Source organism: Phyllobacterium sp., from assembly GCF_037994405.1.
Classification (GTDB): domain Bacteria; phylum Pseudomonadota; class Alphaproteobacteria; order Rhizobiales; family Rhizobiaceae; genus Phyllobacterium.
In genome coordinates this window covers 51,013-72,120 of record NZ_JBBNAN010000528.1, presented here as the reverse complement: position 1 = coordinate 72,120, position 21,108 = coordinate 51,013, and the positions used below count along the sequence as shown (strand labels likewise).

The following is a 21,108-nucleotide window of genomic DNA, read 5'->3' as shown; positions in this document are numbered from 1 at the left end:
TCAAGTCCGGCGACGCCCTGCCGCCCCAGCGCGACATCGCGCGGCAACTTGGGGTGGACCTCACCACCGTGACACGTGCGCTGAACGAAGCGCGCCGCCTTGACCTGATCGAGGCAAGAACCGGCTCCGGCACCTTCGTCAAATCGGGCCGGCCGCAGGCCAGATCGATCGCATCGCCCGTCGCGGCAGAACTGGACCTGAGCATGAATATCCCGCCGCAGCCGGGCGAAGCCGACCTGCACAACCGCATCACCGGCGGCATCAGCGCCCTTCTTGCCGATGCAACGAGCCAATTTCTCTCCTACCAGGAAAGCACAGGCACCGAAGCCGCCCATCGCGCGGCGGCACAATGGCTGGCCCCGCGCTTTGGCACTACGCCAGCACCGGACCGGCTTCTTGTCGCGGGAGGGGCGCAGAGTGCACTATTCGCCGTTTGCAGCCTCGTTGCCGCCAAAGGCAGCATATGTGCCGGAGCGACGACCTATCCCGGACTGAAATCAGTGGCGGCCGCCCTCGGTCTGGCCATTCATCCGCTGGCCATGGACGAGCATGGCATCGTGCCGGATTCGTTCGCGAACTGCTGCCAGTATCACGCACCGAAGGCGCTCTACGTCATTCCGTCCATCGACAATCCGACGACGGCGACCATGCCGCTGGAGCGGCGGCAGGCGATCGCCGAAATAGCGGCGCGCCATAAAGTGGCGATCATCGAGGATGATCCCTATGCGGAATTGCTTGATGGGCCATTGCCCGCCATCGCAACGCTCGCTCCCGGTATCACCTGGCACATCGCCACCCTGTCCAAATGTGCCACCCCGGCGCTACGGGTCGCCTATGTCGTCTGCCCGTCGGCCCTGGACGTTTTGAAACTTGCCGCGAGCCTGCGCGCCAGCAATCCGGGCGCCTCGCCGCTGCTGGCGGCACTTGCCACGACCTGGATTGAAGCCGGCACATTGCAACAGATCGCCGCTGCGATCAGGGCAGAAAGCCGAGCACGCCAGACCATCGCCTCTGTCATCCTGAAAGATTGGACCTATGCAGCCGAAACCACCGGCCATCATCTCTGGCTCCCGCTTCCAGCACAGTGGAATGCCAGCGAGTTCGCCGCCCTTGCCCGCCGCTCGGGTCTGGGCATTGTGCCGGCACCAGCTTTCAGCATCGGATCATCGCCGCGCGAAGCCGTGCGTGTGTCGCTTGGCGCCGCACCGGACAGGGCGCGACTCGAGCAGGGGCTGATCTTGCTGGACCGGCTCCTGCACGAACCGCAGTTCACGACCGGCCTGATTGTCTAGGGCCTCTAGCTATAGCTAGAAAAAGCTTGCCTGCGCGGTGATCGGGTGGAAGACCGGCCTGTTCGCCATGCCGGCATACACCCGATGTTCCAGGTCCAGCAGGAAGCGCTTGCGCCGCTGGCCGCCGCCATAGCCCGTGAGCGAGCCATCCGCGCCAATCACGCGGTGGCATGGAACGACAATGGCGACGCGATTCTGCCCGTTGGCAGCACCGACCGCGCGGCTTGAACCTGGCTTGCCGATGGCCCGCGCCATGTTTCCATAGGTACAGGTCCGGCCGTAGGGGATTTCCTGCAGCTTTGACCAGATTACCCGCTGAAACGGCATACCCGGCAAGGCAAGCGGTGTTTCGAACTGTGTCAGCTTGCCAGCGAAATAGGCCTTCAGCTCAACCTCGATCTGATCGAGGATGGCGTTGCGGCCCGGCTCGATCGTATAGCCGTAGCGCTGTTCCAATTCTTCGATTTCCGGGGGCAGCGCGGGCCGGTCATCAAATTCGAGCAATGACAAGGCGTCGTCGCTGGCCATGGCAACCATGGGACCAATGGGCGTTTGAATTTTCTTCTGTAGCAAAAGCCTCGTCACGATCCATCTCCCGATTCGCTTATGATTTTATCATCTTGAGCGATGACGCCCACCCGATTCTGTCAGGAGTGTCTGGAAGCAACAGTCACCTTCGTACCCGCAGCATGAAGTGCCTGAATTATATCATCCGGCGGCTGCTGGTCTGTGACGAGCTCATCGAATCCGCCGAGATCGCACACCTGCACCAGCCCGCGCCGGCCGAACTTCGTTGCGTCCGTAATCGCGGTTTTACGCGCGCCGCGCGATAGCACGGTACGGGCGAATTCCGCCTCGGCCAGATCGTAATCGGTTATCCCCTCAGATGCGTCGAGTGCTCCCACGGAAATGACTGCATGGGCGACGCTGAAGCGGTTGACAAACTCGATTGCCGAACCTCCAAACGCCGCACCGCTGTCACTGCGTAGCTCTCCGCCAGCCATGAACACCTTGTTGCCGTTCACGGTGGCCAGCGTGCGGGCAATATCGGAGGAATTGGTCACCACGGTCAGATTGCGGTGCTGCAGGAGTTCGCGCGCAAGAAAGCTCGTCGTCGTGCCCGTATCCAGCATGATGGATTCGCCATTCTGGATCGTGCGTGCGACCCATTGTGCGATCAATCGCTTGGCGCCCGCATTCTCCCGCATGCGCAGTTCGAACGGTGCCTCACCCAGATGCTGCGGTAGTCCAATGGCACCGTGGACGCGCGTAACTGCACCCGCGTCGGTCATTGGCTTGACATCGCGCCGGATCGTCTCGAGCGAAACGCCGAGCTTTTGCGCCAGATCCGCAATCGAGATCGTGCCCTCATCCTGCAACAACCGCCTGATCTCACCACGGCGCTTGGAACTCATGTTAGAGCCCTTTCCGGCCATATTGGCCGTATTCTGTTTCTCGGCTGGCGAGACAATCCACGCGGAAGATGGCGAGGTCGATGTGGTTCATCGCTCGAAGCGATCTGACAAAGTGGGTGACCGCAAGCCGGAAACCCGAAGGAACGGCGCCTGTTGCGCCAATCCCGGCGTAATGCCACTTGCCCGCACGAAGAGTGCGGGCCTTCGTGTCTTTGCTTGTTCTTGTCACAACATGCCTCCGTCAGAATAGGTCAATATGGCCGGAAAGGGCGCTAAAACCTCAGATAAAAGTGTAATTCTAACATTGATACCACACTTTTTGTCTGATTCAGGCAATAAAACCACAAATTGCCACAAAAAACTGTTGACAGATGCGACACAATGAGAGAACCTCCCTGCATGGGAACAAAGGTAATGCGTGGTTCGACAGGCTCACCGTGAGGGGGCGTATCCTTGCAGGTACCCAAGATACCGGCGCAAGGATATGGAATGAAAGTCTTTGCCATAGATGAATTTCCTGTTCATGGAGAGTCCACAACCCCCATCGAACAGGTCGCCTTCCTCATGGTGAGTCTGTCGAACCACGCAGCGGCCCGCCCATGACACTTCCCGAGTCCGTCAAAAACCGCATTGCCGCTCTGCCTCTTTGGCAAGGTGATGTGACGATCGCGCTGCTCAAAGGTGGTATCAGCAACGAAAGTTATGTCGTCGAGGACGCAAAGCGCAGATATGTCGTGCGTTTCGGCCACGACTATCCGTTTCATCATGTGTTCCGTGATCGCGAAGCGATGACGGCCGACGCCGCGTATCGCGCAGGCTTCGCACCCGAACTGTTCCATGCCGGCGACGGCGTCATGGTGACAGCCTTTCTGGGTGCCCATACCTATGGCGCCAGTGATGTTCGCGCCAATATCCCCCGCGTGGCAGAGATGATCCGGCAGTTCCACACAACGATGCCCGAGCATATTCTGGGACCGGGCTTCATGTTCTGGGTCTTCCACGTCATCCGCGACTATGCCCGTACGCTGCAAAAAGGCGCTAGCCGCATGGCGCCGCATCTCGGCACCTACCTCGCCATTGCCGCGGAAATGGAGGCGGCGCAGAGGCCACTGCCGATCATCTTCAGCCACAACGACCTGCTTCCCGCCAATATACTCGATGACGGCAACCGCCTCTGGCTGATCGATTTCGAATATGCCGGTTTCTCGACCGCCATGTTCGACCTTGCCGGCCTCGCCTCCAACGCCCGTCTCGATGATGACGAATCCGAAGCACTGCTTGCCGCCTATTTCAAAAGCTCGCCCGACCGCGCATTGAAGCGCGCCCACGCCGCCATGCAATGCGCCTCGCTTTTGCGCGAAGCCATGTGGAGCATGGTTTCCGAACTCTACCTCAGCGCGCCCGGCGTCGACTACGTCGCGTATACAACCGAGAATCTGCAGCGGCTGGAAAACGCACTCGATCATTATAGAACTGAGTATGGAAAATAGCGGCATTCTTGCCGGCGCAGAAGGCACCACACTTACCCTCGCCCTTGTGGGCAGGAAGGCTGCGCAGCAGCAGGGAGGGGTAGTTTGACTGAAGCAAGAAAGACCCCTCGCCGTCGCTTCGCTCCGCCCCTCCCCGCAAGGGGGAGGGTAGGCGACGGCCCCATTTCTTCAAAAATTAGTGCAAATAATCTTCATAGAAAGCCCATTCCATGACCCTCCCCACCCACACCCAGATTGTTGTCATCGGCGGTGGCATTATTGGCTGTTCGACGGCCTATCACCTCGCCAGGGACCACAAGGCGGATGTGGTGCTGCTGGAGATGGGCCAGTTGACCTCGGGCTCGACATGGCATGCGGCCGGTCTCGTTGGCCAGCTGCGTTCTTCCGCATCGATCACCCGCGTCCTCAAATATTCCGTCGACCTCTATAAGCGCCTTGATGCGGAAACCGGCCTTGCCACAGGCTGGAAGATGACCGGCTGCCTGCGCCTTGCCACCAATGAGGACCGCTGGACCGAATTCCGCCGCCTTGCAACCACCGCGGGAAGCTTCGGCATGGACATGCACCTCCTGTCGCCGCAGGAGGTGAAGGCCATGTTCCCGCTGATGCGCGTTGACGACCTCGTCGGCGCGAGCTGGCTGCCGACGGATGGGCAAGCCAGTCCTTCCGATATCACCCAGTCGCTTGCCAGAGGCGCCCGCATGAATGGCGCCAAGTTGATCGAGAACATCCGCGTCACCGGGTTCGAGCTGGACGGCGATCGCATCGTCAAGGTCAAGACCGACCAGGGCGACATAGCCTGCGAGAAAGTCGTAAACTGTGCTGGCCAATGGGCCCGCCAGATCGGCGAGATGGCGGGTATCAATGTGCCGCTGCAGCCGGTCAAGCATCAATACATCATCACCGAAAAAATCGATGGCCTTTCTTCCAATGCCCCGACGATCCGTGACCCGGACCGGCGTACCTATTTCAAGGAAGAGGTCGGCGGCCTGGTCATGGGCGGCTACGAACCCAATCCGCAAAGCTGGATGACCGGCGACGTACCGAACGACTGGCAATTCCGCCTGTTCGATGATGATTTCGACCATTTCGAACAGCATATGCTGCAGGCCATCGAGCGTATCCCCGCGCTTGAGACTGTCGGCGTCAAGCAGATGATCAACGGCTCGGAAAGCTTCACGCCCGACGGCAACTTTATCCTCGGCGTTGCGCCGGAATGTTCCAACATGTTCGTCGGTGCGGGCTTCAACGCCTTTGGCATTGCTTCTGGCGGCGGTGCCGGATGGGTGCTGGCGCAATGGGTCGTCGATGGCGAAGCACCGCTCGACCTGTGGACCGTCGATATCAGGCGCTTCTCCAACCTGCATCGCGATCGCGACTGGGTGCGGGACCGCACGCTGGAAGCCTATGGCAAACACTACACGATCGGCTTTCCGCACGAGGAATATGCGTCCGGTCGTCCCGCCATTGTCTCCCCACTCTATGAACGGCTGAAAAAACACCGTGCCGTCTTCGGCTCGAAGCTCGGCTGGGAACGGCCCAACTGGTTCGCACCGGAAGGAATGACGGCGGAGGACATCTATTCCATGGGCCGCCAGAACTGGTTCGATGCTGTCGGTAGTGAACACGTGCAGGTGCGCGACAAGGTCGGCATCTTCGACCAATCATCTTTCGCCAAGTTCGATTTGAACGGCAAGGATGCGGCAGGAGCGCTCGACTATATCTGCGCCAACAACGTCGCGAAACCAGCAGGCCGCCTGACCTATACGCAGCTGCTCAATACGAGAGGCGGCATCGAATGCGATCTGACCGTTGCCCGGCTTTCTGACGACAAGTTCTACATCGTCACCGGCACCGGCTTCCGTACCCACGACTTCTGCTGGATCAGCGAGCATATCGGCAAGGGGCTCGACGCAACCTTGACCGATATCACCGAGGCCTTCGGTACCCTTTCGCTGATGGGACCCAAGGCGCGCGCCGTATTGGCGCGGGTCACCAGTGCCGACGTCAGCAACGCCGCCTTTCCTTTTGGCCATGTTCGCGAGATCGAGATCGCGGGAACAACCGTTCGCGCCCTGCGCATCACCTATGTCGGCGAGCTCGGCTGGGAGTTGCATGTGCCAATTGCTGCAACCGGCGCTGTCTTTGATGCGCTGATGCAAGCCGGCGAAGAATTTGGCATCAGGCCGGTCGGCTACCGTGCCATCGAGTCCCTGCGGCTGGAGAAGGGTTACCGCGCCTGGGGCTCCGATATCACGCCGAACGACTCGCCCTTCGACGCCGGACTTGGCTGGGCGGTTAAGCTGCGCAAGAACACCGATTTTCTCGGACGCAAGGCGAGCGAGGCCATTCACACTGCCCCGTTGAAAAAGCGCCTCGCTGGCTTCACGGTAACGGATAAGGATGTCGTCCTGCTCGGCCGCGAGACCATTCTGCGCAACGGCGAAGCGGTCGGCTATCTCACCAGCGGCGGCTATGGCTATACGATCGATAGCCCGATCGGGTTTGGCTACGTGCGCAACGCCGGCGGCGTCAGTGACGAATTCCTGGCGAATGGCAAATACGAGCTTGTCGTCGCCAATGAGCGTTTTCCCGCCGAGATCCATCTGGAGCCGCTCTACGACCCGACTAACGAGAGGGTAAAGGCTTGATCTGAGCGTCATACGAAATTTTCAAACGCGAATGCCGAGATCCGAAACAGCTTTTGCGCAGAACCAAACGAATCTTGCACAAGAACTGCCAAATCTCGCGCACGAAGCGCCGATTCTTGCACAGTTTTATCAATCACAGTGCGAATTTCAGGCGCACGAAGTTGTGTTTTCGGCAGCAAATCAAAGGGGTTGACTTTGTCCCCGGACAAGACCAAATGACATCGCGCAGTGCTGTATTTTTGCGGATCTGCGTATCTTCAACCGGAGTTTATCTCTTATGCCCAACGACGACAGTCATAGTCGATTGTTTGCGCCGTCCCTCGGCGATCGTGGCCTGATTTAGAGATCAGCTCGCCTCGATCCCCTGCGACGGCGGATCGACAGAAAGGCGAGCTAAAATGAACGACCTTCGCTTTACCAAGGATGTGGTCCAGGCAGGACACGCACCCGCTTTGACCCTTGCAGAACAGCTTGCAACCATGCAGGCTGCCGATGCTGTCGAGCTTCTCAACGAGCTCGATCTTGATGATTCTATTGGCATAATTGCCGAAATGCCGCGCGATCACGCCGTGCTGATTCTCGATCAGCCGGAGTTGCACCAGGCTGCTGCCATCATCGAGGCTCTGCCTGTCCAGGCCGCGCAGGAACTGCTCGACGCCATGTCGGCGGATCGCGTCACCGACATCTTCCACGAGTTCGATACCGAGGTCCGCGCCCGGCTCGTTCCCGGCCTTGGCCACGAGACGAAACTGGCCCTGCGCAAGCTGCTGCGCTATCCGCCCCATACGGCCGGCAGCCTGATGACCACGGAGTTCGTCAGTGTTCCAGCAGATTGGAACGTCGCCCGGACGCTGCAGCATATTCGTGAAGTCGAGCGTTCCCGCGAGACGATTTATGCGATCTATGTCATTGATCCTGCAACAAAAAGCCTGTTGCGGGCGGTCGCTTTGCGCCGACTGATCACCAGCGAACCGGACGTTGCTATCATCAATGTCGGCCGCGACGTGGCCCCCGTCACCGTTGCGCCGCTTACCGACCAGGAAGATGTGGCACGGCTCTTCCGCAAGCACGATCTCTTGGCAGTTCCCGTGGTCAATGACGGCAACCAGATCATCGGCATCGTCACGGTCGATGATGTGATCGACGCCATGACCCAGGAAATGACCGAGGACACGCTGAAGTTCGGCGGCATGGAGGCCTTGAACAAGCCGTACATGCAGATCGGCTTCCTGCACATGATCCGCAAGCGCGCCGGCTGGCTCGGCGTGCTATTCCTCAGCGAGATGCTGACTGCAAGCGCCATGCAGCATTTCGAGGGCGAACTGGAAAGAGCTGTTGTTTTGACCCTGTTTATCCCGCTGATCATGAGTTCCGGCGGCAATTCTGGGTCACAGGCCACTTCCCTGCTGATCCGCGCCCTGGCACTGCAGGAACTGCGGCTGAAGGACTGGTGGCGGGTTGCCTTGCGCGAGATACCGACCGGCCTTGTGCTCGGCTCGTTCCTTGGCCTGATCGGCGTTGTCCGCATCACGACCTGGCAGATGCTTGGCCTTTATAATTACGGCGAACATTGGCCGCTGATCGCCACAACCGTCGGGGCGGCCCTTGTCGGCATCGTCACCTTCGGATCACTGGTGGGCTCGATGCTGCCTTTCATCCTGCAGAAGACTGGCTTTGACCCCGCCAGCGCCTCGGCGCCGTTTGTTGCGACGCTGGTCGATGTGACCGGGCTGGTGATTTACTTCAGCATTGCGCTGGTGATCCTGTCGGGAACCTTGCTCTAGCCATTGGCCTGCATGGCTGCGATGCAGGCCAAAACGCTTTGCCCCCTTTCGCATTTGCGAAAAAACATGTATGGAGCGCGCAAATGTAAAGCGGCGCATCATACGTGGCGTCCACAATCCTCCAAAGAGAACCTTATGAAACTGCGCAACATCGCGATCATCGCACACGTTGACCATGGCAAGACGACCCTTGTTGACGAACTATTGAAGCAGTCCGGCAACTTCCGCGACAATCAGCGCGTTGCCGAACGCATGATGGATTCCAACGACATCGAAAAGGAACGCGGGATCACCATTCTCGCGAAAGCCACATCGGTCGTCTGGAAGGATACACGCATCAACATCGTCGACACACCCGGTCACGCCGATTTCGGCGGTGAAGTCGAGCGTATCCTGAGCATGGTGGACGGTGCGATCGTTCTGGTCGATGCCGCCGAAGGCCCGATGCCGCAGACGAAGTTCGTCGTCGGCAAGGCGTTGAAGGTTGGACTGCGTCCGATCGTTGCGATCAACAAGATCGATCGTCCCGATGCGCGCCACGAGGAAGTCGTAAACGAGGTCTTCGACCTTTTCGCAGCGCTCGATGCCACCGACGAACAGCTTGATTTCCCGATCCTCTACGGTTCCGGCCGTAGCGGTTGGATGGCGAAGAACCCGGAGGGTCCGCAGGACCAGGGCCTCGGACCGCTTTTTGATCTGGTTCTTGATCACGTGCCGGAACCAACCGTCGGCGAAGGCCCGTTCCGCATGATCGGCACGATTCTGGAAGCCGATCCTTTCCTTGGCCGCATCATCACCGGCCGCATTCACTCCGGCACGGTCAAGTCGAACCAGCAGGTCAAAGTCCTGCACGGCGACGGCACACAGCTCGAAACCGGCCGTATCTCCAAGATCCTGGCTTTCCGCGGCCTTGAGCGCCAGCCCATCGAGGAAGCTCAGGCCGGTGACATCGTTGCCATTGCCGGCTTGCAGAAAGGCACGGTTGCCGACACATTCTGCGCGTCAGACGTCACCGAGCCGCTACAGGCCCAGCCGATCGATCCACCGACTGTTACGATGTCCTTCATCGTCAACGATTCCCCACTAGCGGGTACTGAAGGCGACAAGGTCACGAGCCGCGTCATTCGCGATAGACTGCTTAAGGAAGCGGAAGGCAATGTCGCGCTGAAGATCGAGGAATCCAGTGACAAGGATTCGTTCTTCGTCTCTGGTCGCGGCGAATTGCAGCTCGCCGTTCTGATCGAAAACATGCGCCGCGAAGGCTTTGAGCTTGGCGTATCGCGTCCGCGCGTCGTCATGAAAAAGGACGAAGACGGCAACATGCTCGAGCCGATCGAGGAAGTGTTGATCGACGTCGACGAGGAATATTCCGGCACGGTCGTGCAGAAGATGTCCGAGCGCAAGGCCGAAATGGTTGAACTGCGCCCATCCGGCGGCAACCGCGTCCGCATGGTGTTCTACGCCCCGACCCGCGGCCTCATCGGTTATCAGTCGGAACTGCTGACCGATACACGCGGCACCGCGATCATGAACCGTTTGTTCCGTGCCTATGAGCCATACAAGGGCGAAATCGCCGGCCGCAACAATGGCGTTCTGATTTCCAACGATCAGGGCGAGTCGGTTGCCTTCGCCATGTGGAACCTCGAAGATCGCGGCCCGATGGTTATTGATGCAGGTGTCAAGGTTTATGCCGGCATGATCATCGGCATCCACTCACGCGATAATGATCTCGAAGTGAACGTGCTCAAGGGCAAGAAGCTGACGAACATCCGCGCCGCAGGCAAGGACGAGGCCGTGAAGCTGACCCCGCCGATCCGCATGACGCTGGAACGCGCACTCTCGTGGATCCAGGATGACGAGCTGGTCGAAGTCACGCCGAAATCCATCCGCCTGCGCAAGCTCTATCTCGATCCCAATGAGCGCAAGCGCTTCGAAAAGAGCAGCAAGACCGCAGGCGCTGCATAAGGCAACCCGCCAGGTCACGAATAGAGAAGCGGCGATTTTCGCCGCTTTTCTTTTTTCGTGCACGATACGAAGAATCGTTTTCGAGGATAGTTGCGAAACCTCGGCTTGCGGGTCTATGGTTAAGAAACCATGAACACCCATGTGATCGAGATAAGACGGGCAGAACTGGCGGACGCTGAGGCGATTTCGGCGATACATTTTGCTGCATGGAAGGGCGCCTATACGGGAATTATTCCCCATCGAGCACTCAATACCATGTTGGAACGTCGCGGAGCCGCTTGGTGGACGCGCGCCATTCAACGCTCGACACAGGTGCTTGTTGCCGATGTGGCGGGTGTTGTCGCCGGTTATGCAACTCTCGGTCCCAATCGTGCCCGTCAGCTGCCACAAAAGGGCGAAGTCTACGAGCTCTACATCCGACCCGAATATCAAGGCATTGGTCTGGGCTCGCGGCTTTTGGGTGCCGCTCGCCGCAGCCTGATTGATCAGGGGCTGAAGGGATTGGTGGTGTGGGCACTCGAAGACAATGACCTTGCGGTCTCGTTCTATCAGGGTGCCGGTGGCCGGGATGTCGCTGAAGGCATCGAGTGCTTCGAAGGTAAGACACTCAAGAAGATAGCCTTCGTCTGGAACTGACGCCCTGCCTTCAATGACATTCATTCGACTTGAAAAACACCTGCATCGGCGTCGGCTTGCCGACTTCTCGTTTTGCCATTTCAGCTCAATGGGCCTATCAATGACATTCCGGGACCTTAATAACGGCCGCAATTGTTGCGCCGCGCCGCAAAAATCATTACAGCACTCCCAAACCAACAAGGACTCTGAAAATATGCGCATCGATGCCATTCCTGTCGGCAACAATCCCCCAGAAGATGTCAACGTAATCATCGAAGTTCCGGTCGGCGGTCAGCCGATCAAGTATGAGCTCGACAAGGACTCCGGCGCTTTGTTCGTCGACCGCTTCCTCCACACCCCTATGACCTATCCGGGCAATTACGGCTTTGTGCCGCACACTCTCTCGGATGATGGCGATCCGATCGACGTTTTGATCTGTAACACCCGCGCACTCATGCCTACCAGCGTGATCAATGTGCGCCCGATCGGCGTGCTCGTCATGGAAGACAACAAGGGACAGGACGAGAAGATCATCGCAGTGCCGTCACCACACCTCACTCTTCGTTATGAGAAGGTGCACAACTACACTGACCTTCCCGACATTACGCTCAAGCAGATCCAGCACTTCTTTGAGCACTACAAGGATCTGGAACCGGGAAAATGGGTGAAAATTGGCGACTGGGGTGATGAAGACGCTGCCCGTCAGCTCATCACCGAAGCTATCGAGCGCCACAAGGCCAAGAAGGCCTGATTGACTATTCGGGCGATCCTGCTGCGATAAGCTGAAGAGCCAAAGCTTCCGGGTCGCCCGATATTCTTACCTGCTTCAGCCGCGACGTCGCCCCCGAGGCAATAGTCACGTCCCGCGGCGCAACACCCAGCCACTTCGCCAGCAATTTCTCCAGCGCAGCATTGGCCTTCCCATCTTCCGGAACCGCCCGCACGCGCGCCTTCAGATAGGCACGCCCGTCATCCGCCGCTTCTACCCCCTCGATTGCATCTCTTGCAGATTTCGGCGTCAGACGCACAAAGAGCGTGATGCCGTCACACTCCTTGCGAAAATACAAAGCGCTTTCCTATCAAACCAGGATCGGTGCGATCGTGGTCCAGAGGAGCTGACGGATAAAGAAAATAATCAGCAAAAGCACGATCGGTGAAATGTCGATCCCGCCGAGATCAGGAAGAAAGCGGCGGATCGGGCGCAAGGCCGGTTCCGTAACGCGATAAAGGAAATCCCCTACCGAAGCGACAAACCGGTTGCTCGAATTGATCACGTTGAAGGCAAAGAGCCACGAGAAGATCGCGCTGGCTATAATAATCCAGGTGTAAATATCGAGAGCCAGATCGATAGTGCGGATAAGGGCAAGCATATGTTTCTCCTAATACTCACGCGACATGTAGCGATTGGCCGCCTCACGGGCAAGAGGCTGTCACGAAAGCCGGAGGCTTCGCATATACTAGGTTCGACCAGATTAATAGGTCCTGACCCTAGCATCGCTCATACAGTATTCATTGTCAGTTGATCGGCCTTAAATGTATTTGACTAGGGTATTATTGATCATTGATATTGAACGATATTGTTGAATTCCAAAAACAGGAATAACTTTGTGCTTGTGATTCGGGCTATACCAGCCTGCTCTCCATCCTAGGGGTTTCCATGCTTAATAAACTGTCAGCCGAATTCTTTGGCACATTCTGGCTCGTCTTGGGCGGTTGCGGCAGTGCAGTTATTGCCGCGGCATTTCCAAGTGTCGGTATTGGTTTGCTTGGTGTTTCCTTTGCATTTGGTCTTACGGTTCTAACCATGGCCTACGCAGTCGGCAGTATATCCGGCGGCCACTTCAATCCTGCTGTTTCGCTTGGTCTTGCCATAGCGGGGCGGTTCGACTTCAAAGATCTTATCCCATACTGGATTGCACAGATTATCGGCGCTATTGCCGCTGCTAGCGTGCTCTATCTGATTGCCTCCGGCAAAGCAGATTTTGCCGCCGGTGGCTTCGCGTCAAATGGCTATGGCGACCTCTCGCCCGGCAAGTATGGCCTGACCGCAGCGCTTGTCGCAGAAGTCGTCTTCACTGCATTCTTCCTTATTATCATTCTTGGCGCGACGTCGCCGTCTGTCCCAGCCGGTTTCGCACCGATTGCCATTGGCCTCGGTCTGACGCTGATCCATCTGGTTTCGATCCCGGTGACGAATACGTCCGTCAATCCGGCTCGTTCCACCGGCGTCGCCTTTTTTGCTGAAACGGCCGCACTCAGCCAGCTTTGGCTCTTCTGGGTTGCCCCGCTGATCGGCGCGGCACTCGGAGCAATCATCTGGAAATCCCTGCTCGCCAAGGATTCGGAAGTTTCTGTTACGAAAGCCGTAAGCGCTGCCTGATAGGAAGCGGGCCGGTCCAGACCGGCCCACTTCACTCGCCGGCAGGATAATATTTCAAGCTTGCTTATCCCCTTTCCCGGCAAACCGGTCTAGAAGAAGTCTCCAGATTCCGGAGCCTTTCAATGAAATGTCCCTGCCAAAAATGACTGCGGCCCATGATCGATACGCCGCTTTTCGCCACTCGTCCTTCACTCTCTATTGGCTCGCGCGCTTCTTCGGTTCTTTTGCCATTCAGATCATCAGTGTATCTGTTGGCTGGCAAATCTATGACTTGACGCGCGATCCCTTTTATCTCGGCATCGTCGGACTTGTTCAATTCGCACCATCCCTCTTGCTGGTACTCGTCACCGGCGCGGCGTCAGACCGGTTCGGGCGTCGCCTGATCATGGGACTTTCCCTGTGCGTCGAGGTTATCTGCGCTTTACTGCTGTTGCTGCTGACGATCACCCATACATTCACGCCGGGAGTGGTCTTCATCATTCTCGCCGGCTTTGGTGTTGGGCGAGCTTTCCTTGGCCCCGCATCCGCATCACTTGTCGTCAATCTCGTTCCGACCGAGACCTTTTCGAACGCGGTATCGTGGAATTCCTCCGCCTGGCAGATCGCCACGATCGTTGGACCCGTTGCCGGCGGATTGCTCTATGGCCTGTCACCGATTGCCGCATATGGGATTGCCAGCATCATGCTGGCGATTGCGACAATCTGCACGTTTTCGATCCCGAAGCCTGCTCAACACACATTGTCCGAGAAGAGGTCTCTGCAGACACTGACGGCTGGTTTCCGCTACATCTGGAAAGAGAAGGTGGTGCTCGGGGCGATCTCACTCGATCTCTTCGCCGTGCTGCTGGGTGGCGCGGTCGCCCTGCTTCCCGTTTATGCGCGCGATATTCTGCAATTAGGGCCGTGGGGCCTCGGCATGCTCCGCGCAGCGCCAGGGATCGGCGCCATACTGACAGCCGTCTGGTTGACCGGTCATCCCATTCGCGATCACGCGGGCCTGATCATGTTCGCGTTCGTTGCGCTATTCGGGCTGCTTACCATCATGTTCGGTGTGTCGAACATAGCCTGGCTATCGATCGTGCTGCTCGCGCTGATGGGTGCTGCGGATATGGTGAGTGTTTATATCCGTGAAACACTGCTCCAATTGTGGACGCCCGACCACGTTCGCGGCCGGGTCAACGCTGTGAATATGGTCTTCGTCGGGGCGTCCAATGAACTCGGCGAATTCCGGGCCGGTATTATGGCCTCGTTGATTGGAACCATACCGGCGGTGGTATTTGGCGGTCTCGGAACTATGGCTGTTGCTGGTCTATGGGCCTGGTGGTTCCCTCAATTGCGCAAGGCCCGTAACCTGCAGGGTCGAACCTGAGCGGCGGTTCAGGCCTCAACAGGTGCACCAAAAATCGCGCCAAGAAAGCGATGCAGCCAAGCCTTGAGGACTGCATCGTGGATCATGCGGCCCTCCAGATGATCCCTGCCATGCTGTGCGCCGCACAGCGCAAAGCGCTCCGAGCCGCGTACAACCCAGCGCTGCATCATGGCACGGGTCAGTTCCGCGTGAAACTGCACGCCGAAGGCGTTTTTGCCATATCGAAAAGCCTGATTGGGGTAGTTCTCGCCGGTGGCGAGCAGTGTCGCGGTTTCCGGCAGCTCAAAACCCTCACGATGGAAGTGATAGACCATTGCTGGCCAGTCCATCAGGGCTTTTCCAGCGTCCGTCGGCTCCAAAGGGTACCAGCCGATTTCGACAAGTCCGTCCGGATGCGGAGCAACCTTGCCACCGAGATGATTGGCGAGCATTTGCGCACCAAGGCAAATGCCGAGAAAGGGTTTTTCTTCGGCAAGTGGCACCGCAAGCCAATCCGTTTCCTTTCGCACGAAATCTTCCGGGTCGTTGGCACTCATGGGCCCGCCAAAGATGACGGCACCCGCATGGTCCTCAAGCGTTTGCGGTAGTGGGTCGCCGAGCGGAGGGCGGCGAATGTCGAGGGCGAAACCGGCTTCGACGAGCAGATGGCCCACCCGGCCGGGGCTTGAATGTTCCTGGTGCAGCACCGTCAGGATTTTAGGGCGCCGTGGCTGCCTGCTTTCCATCCAGTCGGTTTGGAACATCCGGTCGGTCCTATTCCTCTTGCACCGTTTGCTTAGCGCGAAGGGCGGCTTTTTGCTTCATCGTCACCCGATCGCGCGTTGAGACACCAATCAACTCTGCTACGCGCCAGACGACGTTGTCTTCCAGTTCATGCGCACTTCCATCGGCAAATACGACGTCCCACATCAGCTCAATGAATCGGATACGGGCCTCTTCGTCAAGATTGCGTTTGATGATGCTGGTGAAACTATAAAGGTCGACCGCCTCCTGATCAGCCTGTTCCCCGTCATTCAGCAGCCGCTTCAGCGCTTCACCTTTCAGGCCATAGGCCTCGGAGATGAGCTGCGAAACACGTTTCCGTTCGACGTTACGGCGCTCGCCATCCGCGTCCATGACATGGAACAGCAAGGCAGCTGCAGCAAGACGTGGATCATTCCTGGAAAAGTGCCCCTTGCCGCTTTCGCCAGACGGGAGGGATTTGAAAAACGTCACAAGACGGTCGAGCATATAAAGAAGTCTTTCGGGTTCACTACGGGCAATACGAGTTCAACTGATAACGCGGCGCATCTGTTCCCGCCACTGTGCATCTTGCCGCAAAGAGCCCATCCGCAAAATCTCACCGCTAAATTAGAAAAGCCGGAACTTCTTGCTTGGCCGTTCCGCTTCGTATTCGGGCCGCACACCCGGATCATCGGGCACAGGAATAACGAGCTCTTCGTCTTTCTTCGCAGATTCGGCGGGCTTTTCGGGAAGATCAGGTAAAACGGAAGCAATTCGTTCGTTGCTGGCAGCCGGACGCTCCGGCTGTTTTGAGGCAGGCTCGAGATACACAACTTCGGCATCAACAATGTCTTTATCGTCGCGCGACGCCTTCGAAGCGGGCTTTGCCGCATCGACCACAACCGACTTCGCCGGTATCAGAGGCTTCAAATCTTCGCGAGGTGGCGCCGGTCGCACCGGTTCGGCCGCCAGAGCGCTGTCAAAATCATCGCCGGAATCGATCACCTGGCCAAGTTGCTCGACCGGGACCTTCCATTCGAACGCATCGAGTTTACCCGTTACCGGCGAGGCCGGCGCCCAACGTTCCGACACATAGCCGTCTGCTGTCCACGCCGGATCGCGCGGCGCCTTGACTGCCCTTGACAGCCACTGGCGCACGCGACCCTGATCGCCCGTCTGGGCTTCCTCGATATCGGCGAGCAAGAGATAGGCACTCTCGCGCGGGGCGCTTCGAAGCACCGCTTCTGCCGCCTCCCGCGCTTCCTTCAGCTCGCCCGCCGCAAGTGCAGCATGGGCGATCGCAAGGCTGGATTCGGGGTGGTGCGGATAAAGTCCCGCCAAATGGCGGGCGCGCTTTAGCCTGTCAAAAACCGAATCGCCGAGCCGCGCATGAATATAGGTCTCTGCCACTTCCGGATGCGGTTCCTTCTTCCAGACATGCTCGAGAATTTTCGATCCCTTGCGTAGATCACCCTGCTGGAACAGCGCCCTTGCTGCAACAATTGCTGCCGGCACAAGATCCGGCGCTAGCTTGTTCGCCTCAATGGCAATCGGCTTTGCACTCAGCGGATCGCTGTCAAACGTTGCGATCGCCTTGGCGGTCAGGAGCACAGCGCGCTCCCGCTTGGCCTTCTCCTTGTCGATCTGTTTTGTCGCCTTCTGCTTTTCAAGCAGTGTCAAAGCACCATCCCAGTCGCCATGGGTGGTTTTTTGACCAAGAGCAGCCGATGCAGCCCATTCGACGGTAGGAGCAAGCAAGGCAGCTTCCTCGGCATAGTGGCGGGACGCATCACGCGCGCCAAGCCGTTGCGCCTCGAGGTAAAGCCCTCGCAGACCAAGCAGCTTTGTCTCCGGATCGTCAAGCATCGCCTCGAACTTTGCCCGCGCATCGTCAGCCCGCCCTTCCAACATTGCCGCTTGCGCATCCAGGAGCTTGATCAAAGGCTCCTGGTCGACATTGAGCAGTTTTTGCGCCTGACCGATCATCCGTCGCGCCGTCTGACCGTCACCGGCACCGGCAGCAATCAAGCCGGTAGAAAGTGATTGATAGCCACGGTCACGCTTACGCGCACGGAAGTGGCGGCGCAGTGCATAGGGCGACGCAATGACGCTTTTGATAACCCACCATGCGAGCATCACAGCAGCAACAATTGCCACGATGGCAGACGCGGCGACCATAAGCGTGACTTTGTACTGCATGCCGGCAAAGGTAACGACCAGATCACCAGGGCGATCGGCCAGCCATGCAAACCCGATGCCAAGCAAGAGAACTACAAGGAAGAAGACGAGAATACGGATCATGTTCTTCTTGCTCCTAATTGGCTGCCGCTGGCGATTTGACGCCGGTCAGCGCATCGGCCAAGGCTTTTGATACAACCTCGTCAGCTTTTTGCCGCGCCTTCATGGCGTTGGTGAAATCCATCGAGACGGTTTTGGCGTTCTCTGGCAGCTTTTCCCCCTCGGCGATCGCAGCTTTTATGTCACCTGCATGCAAATGGGCTTCGATACGAGCTGTTATAGCGTCGACGCTCTCACCTTCGACCATCCCAACAGGACGGGCTTCGACCAAGCCTTCCGCACTCGCCCATAACCGGTCGAGCACTCCGGCATTGGGATCGACAGCACGCGCGGCTGCAATAATTTTGGGCGCTATATCACCAAACTGGCTCGCCAGCATGCCGATCGTCGGCACTCCCTTGGCAGCGACCGCACGAAGGCTATCAGCGTCTCCCGGTGTTGGTGCAACCGCGAGATAAGTGTCGAGTTCCGCTGCAAAAGGTCCACCGCGATCAATAGCCGCCTTGAGACTCGTGGCAGCCATGGCAAGCGCCATATTGGTCTGGCCGGATGTGTCATTGACCTTTGCTTCCAGCGCATTGAGTCTTTCCGCTGCTCCGGCAGCGGCTCCTTCGGCGTGTTCGGCCTTCTGCGCGCTGGCGCTCAGCTGTGTCTCAAGCGCTGCAATACGGGCATCGATGGCGCTTGTATCCACAGAGCCGGTCCCAGCAGCCGCATTCTTTTGAATTTCGGCAATGCTTTGCTTGATTGAGCTGATTTCGCCGGAAAGTCCACTCGTTTGCCCTAGCGCCTGCTTGGCATTCTCAACGGCACCGTTTAGCGCCACCTGTGCGCCTTCGTCGAGTGTCTGGCCCTGGGCGGGCGTGCTGCGCAATTGGGCAATCTGCTGTTCAAGTGCCGAGATATCTGTACTTGGCGATGGCAAAACACCTGCCCACTGCAAGGTAGCAGCGCCAACCAGCGCAACGATACCGCCAGCAAAGCCTGCCGCCAGCCGGCCAAGTCCGTCGCCGGATTTCTGTACAGGTGCCGTAGGTGCAGTTTTAGCATGCTCTTGGCCGGTGGATTGCGCGCGCTCGAATGATTGTTGGCTTTCCGGTGAACTGTCCCGCTGGAGCCGCTCCTCGGGCGGCAACGAAGGCGGCGCCTTAGCAGTTGGTTCAACAATATTTGGTGCGCTCTGATCAACTGGATCGAAGCCCACAGGCTCCGCCGAGGGGGTTTCCGCCGTTGTGGCCGTTTTGTTGATAGCCGATGGCTCCAGTTCTATCGTCACAGGTTTGCGGGCAGATTTCGAATGACGCGGAACGGAAGATTTGGCCATGGATAGATTCTCTCGATCATGAAAACTGGTCAGTGCGAGGCTAGCAAGGAAGCTCCAACTGCGAAACGGCACAAATGGTATTAGAGGTGGCACACAAAGATCTATGCCCTTTGCATAAGTTCAAAGAGAGCGTCTTCATTGGGCTTGTTCGCGACATGAACCGAAGCGTTGCCTATTCCATTCAATACTTCGGCGATCCTGCCGGAAAGACACAAAATCGATGTGTTATCAAGATGATGAGCAATCTCGGCTTGACTGGCCAAACGCATGAATTCCTCCGCACTCCAGCGCGAGTACAACAGGCAGTAATCAATCCTTCCCCTGCTGAAAAAATTCAGCAAAAAATCAGTTGTGTAACTGACTGAAACCGTATCGTAGGACATCAGAGTACGAAAATGAACCCGCGCTTTCCGCAATAAATCTTCAAAATCGGGCGCACGGACGCGTCCCGTCAAATAAAGAATACGGGCGCCAGCGCATGATTCCTCGATTACTATTTGGGCAAGCGACGCACCGTCACCGTCTCCTGTCGTGACTGTTTCAAATCCGCGGGCGCGGGCCATCGCGGCAGTCGCCTCCCCCACAACGAAACAAGGCAACTTTTGAAGAGGCTGCAACGCCTCATCTGAGGCTTGGCGCAACGCACTGGCACTTGTCACCGCAACTGCACTGAATTTCATGGCAGGTTTCTTTGCTGGCAGGGCGACAATCTCCGTCAGCGGCAAGACCAGAGGCAGGAAGCCGTTGCAAAGCAATCGCTCAGACGTTCTGGTCGCTCCCGGTTGAGGCCGTGTGACCAGGACCGTTTTCATGGTCAGAGCCAATCCGTGAAAAAATGCGCCCCGGCTAGTTTGCGCACGCGCAGCGCCGCATCGTGACCGATCTCAACGGCGTTGGACAGTGCGCCCTCGCCAGTCACCTCGTGCGCTTCACTGCCATCCGGCAGGAGAATCATGCCGTGGAACTGAACCTTTTCCCCCGAGACCGTTGCAAGGCCAGCAATCGGGGTGCGGCAAGAACCATCCAGAGCGCCGAGGAAGGCGCGTTCGCAGCTGAGCGCCGTTGACGTCGGGAGATGGTTGAGAGGCGCGAGCAGCGCATCGATCCGATCATCGCCGATGCGGCTTTCAACGGTGATCGCTCCCTGCCCGGGCGCCGGCGGAAAGGTTTTTACATCCATCAGTTCCGTCACTGCGTCACCAAGCCCGAGACGCTTCAGACCAGCATATGCCAGAAATGTCGCGTCCACCTGTCCATCAGCAAGCTTACGCAGTCGCGTTTCTACATTGCCACGGAAATTGACAACCTTGAGGTCGGGGCGGGCACGCCGGATCAGTGCCTGACGCCGCAGGGAAGCGGAACCGACGACAGCTCCATGCGGCAGGTCCAGCAACCTCTTGACGTCTCGCCCGATAAAGGCGTCGCGCGGGTCTTCACGCTCAAGGAAGATCGACAGGTGCAGTCCCTCAGGCAAGAAGGTCGGCATATCTTTTGACGAATGTACAGCAAGGTCGATACGCCCATCGGCAAGTTGTTCTTCTATCTCGAGCGTGAAGAGCCCCTTGCCGCCCACCTCTGCGAGCGGCCGGTCCTGAATCCGGTCACCACTGGTCGAAATGACGACAATCTCGATGTCCTCCTCGCGAATTCCGTGGGCTTTTATCAGCCGGTCACGCGTCTCACGGGCTTGTGCGAGCGCCAGGGCACTCCCACGTGTACCGATCTTGAGCGTTTTTGTTTGCATTGGCTGCTGTCCGTGTTACGCGAGTTCAAATTGGAGCCTTACCTAACGAGCTTTTATT

Annotated in this window: 20 protein-coding genes; 9 read left to right on the top strand and 11 right to left on the bottom strand. The window is 58.0% G+C overall.

The genetic code is table 11. The annotated features are described in order from the left end of the window. On the top strand, positions 1–1,292 hold a 1,292-nt coding region (locus tag AAAC48_RS29345; RefSeq protein WP_340657559.1), incomplete at its 5' end, for a PLP-dependent aminotransferase family protein. Between the two features lie 15 nt (positions 1,293–1,307). On the opposite strand, the gene AAAC48_RS29340 is transcribed toward AAAC48_RS29345, so the two are convergent. The 3 genes from AAAC48_RS29340 to AAAC48_RS29330 form a co-directional block, all read right to left on the bottom strand. Next, positions 1,308–1,877, bottom strand: coding sequence for a methylated-DNA--[protein]-cysteine S-methyltransferase (locus AAAC48_RS29340; RefSeq protein ID WP_340657558.1), 570 nt, complete (start codon positions 1,875–1,877; stop codon positions 1,308–1,310). Between the two features lie 62 nt (positions 1,878–1,939). Continuing rightward, entirely contained in the window at positions 1,940–2,707 is a 768-nt protein-coding gene (locus tag AAAC48_RS29335) for a DeoR/GlpR family DNA-binding transcription regulator (protein WP_340657557.1), read from the bottom strand. 1 nt (position 2,708) lies between these two features. Continuing rightward, positions 2,709–2,936: a hypothetical protein gene (locus AAAC48_RS29330; RefSeq protein ID WP_340657556.1), complete on the bottom strand. Its 228-nt coding sequence runs from the start codon at positions 2,934–2,936 to the stop codon at positions 2,709–2,711. A gap of 370 nt (positions 2,937–3,306) precedes the next feature. Between AAAC48_RS29330 and AAAC48_RS29325 the strand changes: the two genes are divergently transcribed. The 6 genes from AAAC48_RS29325 (at position 3,307) to ppa (ending at position 11,963) form a co-directional block, all read left to right on the top strand. Beyond that, positions 3,307–4,197 (top strand): choline/ethanolamine kinase family protein, encoded by an 891-nt coding sequence (locus AAAC48_RS29325; protein ID WP_340657555.1) that lies wholly within the window; start codon positions 3,307–3,309, stop codon positions 4,195–4,197. Positions 4,198–4,406: 209 nt separating this feature from the next. Then, positions 4,407–6,848, top strand: coding sequence for an FAD-dependent oxidoreductase (locus AAAC48_RS29320; RefSeq protein ID WP_340657554.1), 2,442 nt, complete (start codon positions 4,407–4,409; stop codon positions 6,846–6,848). 398 nt (positions 6,849–7,246) lie between these two features. Further along, positions 7,247–8,632: a magnesium transporter gene (mgtE, locus tag AAAC48_RS29315; protein ID WP_340657553.1), complete on the top strand. Its 1,386-nt coding sequence runs from the start codon at positions 7,247–7,249 to the stop codon at positions 8,630–8,632. Between the two features lie 135 nt (positions 8,633–8,767). Further along, the gene (typA, locus tag AAAC48_RS29310; protein WP_340657552.1) at positions 8,768–10,597 is read left to right on the top strand and encodes a translational GTPase TypA; all 1,830 of its coding nucleotides are present in this window, start codon (positions 8,768–8,770) and stop codon (positions 10,595–10,597) included. 129 nt (positions 10,598–10,726) lie between these two features. Further along, positions 10,727–11,233, top strand: coding sequence for an N-acetyltransferase (locus tag AAAC48_RS29305; RefSeq protein ID WP_340657551.1), 507 nt, complete (start codon positions 10,727–10,729; stop codon positions 11,231–11,233). A gap of 193 nt (positions 11,234–11,426) precedes the next feature. Beyond that, positions 11,427–11,963 (top strand): inorganic diphosphatase, encoded by a 537-nt coding sequence (gene ppa / locus AAAC48_RS29300; protein ID WP_340657550.1) that lies wholly within the window; start codon positions 11,427–11,429, stop codon positions 11,961–11,963. 4 nt (positions 11,964–11,967) lie between these two features. Here ppa and AAAC48_RS29295 read toward each other — a convergent pair whose 3' ends face one another. Continuing rightward, positions 11,968–12,279 (bottom strand): DUF167 family protein, encoded by a 312-nt coding sequence (locus tag AAAC48_RS29295; protein ID WP_340657549.1) that lies wholly within the window; start codon positions 12,277–12,279, stop codon positions 11,968–11,970. 12 nt (positions 12,280–12,291) lie between these two features. Then, a complete protein-coding gene (locus AAAC48_RS29290) occupies positions 12,292–12,582 on the bottom strand; it encodes a YggT family protein (protein WP_340657548.1) in 291 nt (96 codons plus the stop codon). A 287-nt stretch (positions 12,583–12,869) separates the two neighbouring features. Here AAAC48_RS29290 and aqpZ point away from each other — a divergent pair, with 287 nt between their 5' ends. Both aqpZ and AAAC48_RS29280 read left to right on the top strand, forming a co-directional pair. Continuing rightward, positions 12,870–13,592 (top strand): aquaporin Z, encoded by a 723-nt coding sequence (gene aqpZ, locus AAAC48_RS29285; protein ID WP_340657547.1) that lies wholly within the window; start codon positions 12,870–12,872, stop codon positions 13,590–13,592. Between the two features lie 133 nt (positions 13,593–13,725). Beyond that, positions 13,726–14,961, top strand: coding sequence for an MFS transporter (locus tag AAAC48_RS29280; protein WP_340657562.1), 1,236 nt, complete (start codon positions 13,726–13,728; stop codon positions 14,959–14,961). A gap of 8 nt (positions 14,962–14,969) precedes the next feature. On the opposite strand, the gene AAAC48_RS29275 is transcribed toward AAAC48_RS29280, so the two are convergent. The 6 genes from AAAC48_RS29275 to hemC form a co-directional block, all read right to left on the bottom strand. Then, the gene (locus AAAC48_RS29275; RefSeq protein ID WP_340657561.1) at positions 14,970–15,686 is read right to left on the bottom strand and encodes a glutamine amidotransferase; all 717 of its coding nucleotides are present in this window, start codon (positions 15,684–15,686) and stop codon (positions 14,970–14,972) included. Between the two features lie 28 nt (positions 15,687–15,714). Further along, positions 15,715–16,191 carry a TerB family tellurite resistance protein gene (locus AAAC48_RS29270; protein WP_340657546.1) on the bottom strand — a complete coding sequence of 159 codons (477 nt, stop codon included), beginning with the start codon at positions 16,189–16,191 and terminating at the stop codon, positions 15,715–15,717. A gap of 120 nt (positions 16,192–16,311) precedes the next feature. Then, positions 16,312–17,985: a heme biosynthesis protein HemY gene (locus AAAC48_RS29265; protein ID WP_340657545.1), complete on the bottom strand. Its 1,674-nt coding sequence runs from the start codon at positions 17,983–17,985 to the stop codon at positions 16,312–16,314. A gap of 13 nt (positions 17,986–17,998) precedes the next feature. Then, positions 17,999–19,306: a mitofilin family membrane protein gene (locus tag AAAC48_RS29260; protein WP_340657544.1), complete on the bottom strand. Its 1,308-nt coding sequence runs from the start codon at positions 19,304–19,306 to the stop codon at positions 17,999–18,001. Between the two features lie 101 nt (positions 19,307–19,407). Next, the gene (locus tag AAAC48_RS29255) at positions 19,408–20,118 is read right to left on the bottom strand and encodes a uroporphyrinogen-III synthase (RefSeq protein WP_340657543.1); all 711 of its coding nucleotides are present in this window, start codon (positions 20,116–20,118) and stop codon (positions 19,408–19,410) included. 2 nt (positions 20,119–20,120) lie between these two features. Beyond that, positions 20,121–21,050 (bottom strand): hydroxymethylbilane synthase, encoded by a 930-nt coding sequence (hemC, locus tag AAAC48_RS29250; RefSeq protein WP_340657542.1) that lies wholly within the window; start codon positions 21,048–21,050, stop codon positions 20,121–20,123. Between the last annotated feature and the right edge of the window lie 58 nt (positions 21,051–21,108).

Bases quoted from the DNA above. Each gene is read 5' to 3' on its own strand.
- AAAC48_RS29335 (WP_340657557.1), bottom strand. From the start codon at position 2,707: ATGAGTTCCAAGCGCCGTGGTGAGATCAGGCGGTTGTTGCAGGATGAG.
- AAAC48_RS29325 (WP_340657555.1), top strand. From the start codon at position 3,307: ATGACACTTCCCGAGTCCGTCAAAAACCGCATTGCCGCTCTGCCTCTT.
- AAAC48_RS29320 (WP_340657554.1), top strand. From the start codon at position 4,407: ATGACCCTCCCCACCCACACCCAGATTGTTGTCATCGGCGGTGGCATT.
- mgtE (WP_340657553.1), top strand. From the start codon at position 7,247: ATGAACGACCTTCGCTTTACCAAGGATGTGGTCCAGGCAGGACACGCA.
- typA (WP_340657552.1), top strand. From the start codon at position 8,768: ATGAAACTGCGCAACATCGCGATCATCGCACACGTTGACCATGGCAAG.
- AAAC48_RS29305 (WP_340657551.1), top strand. From the start codon at position 10,727: ATGAACACCCATGTGATCGAGATAAGACGGGCAGAACTGGCGGACGCT.
- ppa (WP_340657550.1), top strand. From the start codon at position 11,427: ATGCGCATCGATGCCATTCCTGTCGGCAACAATCCCCCAGAAGATGTC.
- AAAC48_RS29290 (WP_340657548.1), bottom strand. From the start codon at position 12,582: ATGCTTGCCCTTATCCGCACTATCGATCTGGCTCTCGATATTTACACC.
- aqpZ (WP_340657547.1), top strand. From the start codon at position 12,870: ATGCTTAATAAACTGTCAGCCGAATTCTTTGGCACATTCTGGCTCGTC.
- AAAC48_RS29275 (WP_340657561.1), bottom strand. From the start codon at position 15,686: ATGGAAAGCAGGCAGCCACGGCGCCCTAAAATCCTGACGGTGCTGCAC.
- AAAC48_RS29270 (WP_340657546.1), bottom strand. From the start codon at position 16,191: ATGCTCGACCGTCTTGTGACGTTTTTCAAATCCCTCCCGTCTGGCGAA.
- AAAC48_RS29265 (WP_340657545.1), bottom strand. From the start codon at position 17,985: ATGATCCGTATTCTCGTCTTCTTCCTTGTAGTTCTCTTGCTTGGCATC.
- AAAC48_RS29260 (WP_340657544.1), bottom strand. From the start codon at position 19,306: ATGGCCAAATCTTCCGTTCCGCGTCATTCGAAATCTGCCCGCAAACCT.
- AAAC48_RS29255 (WP_340657543.1), bottom strand. From the start codon at position 20,118: ATGAAAACGGTCCTGGTCACACGGCCTCAACCGGGAGCGACCAGAACG.
- hemC (WP_340657542.1), bottom strand. From the start codon at position 21,050: ATGCAAACAAAAACGCTCAAGATCGGTACACGTGGGAGTGCCCTGGCG.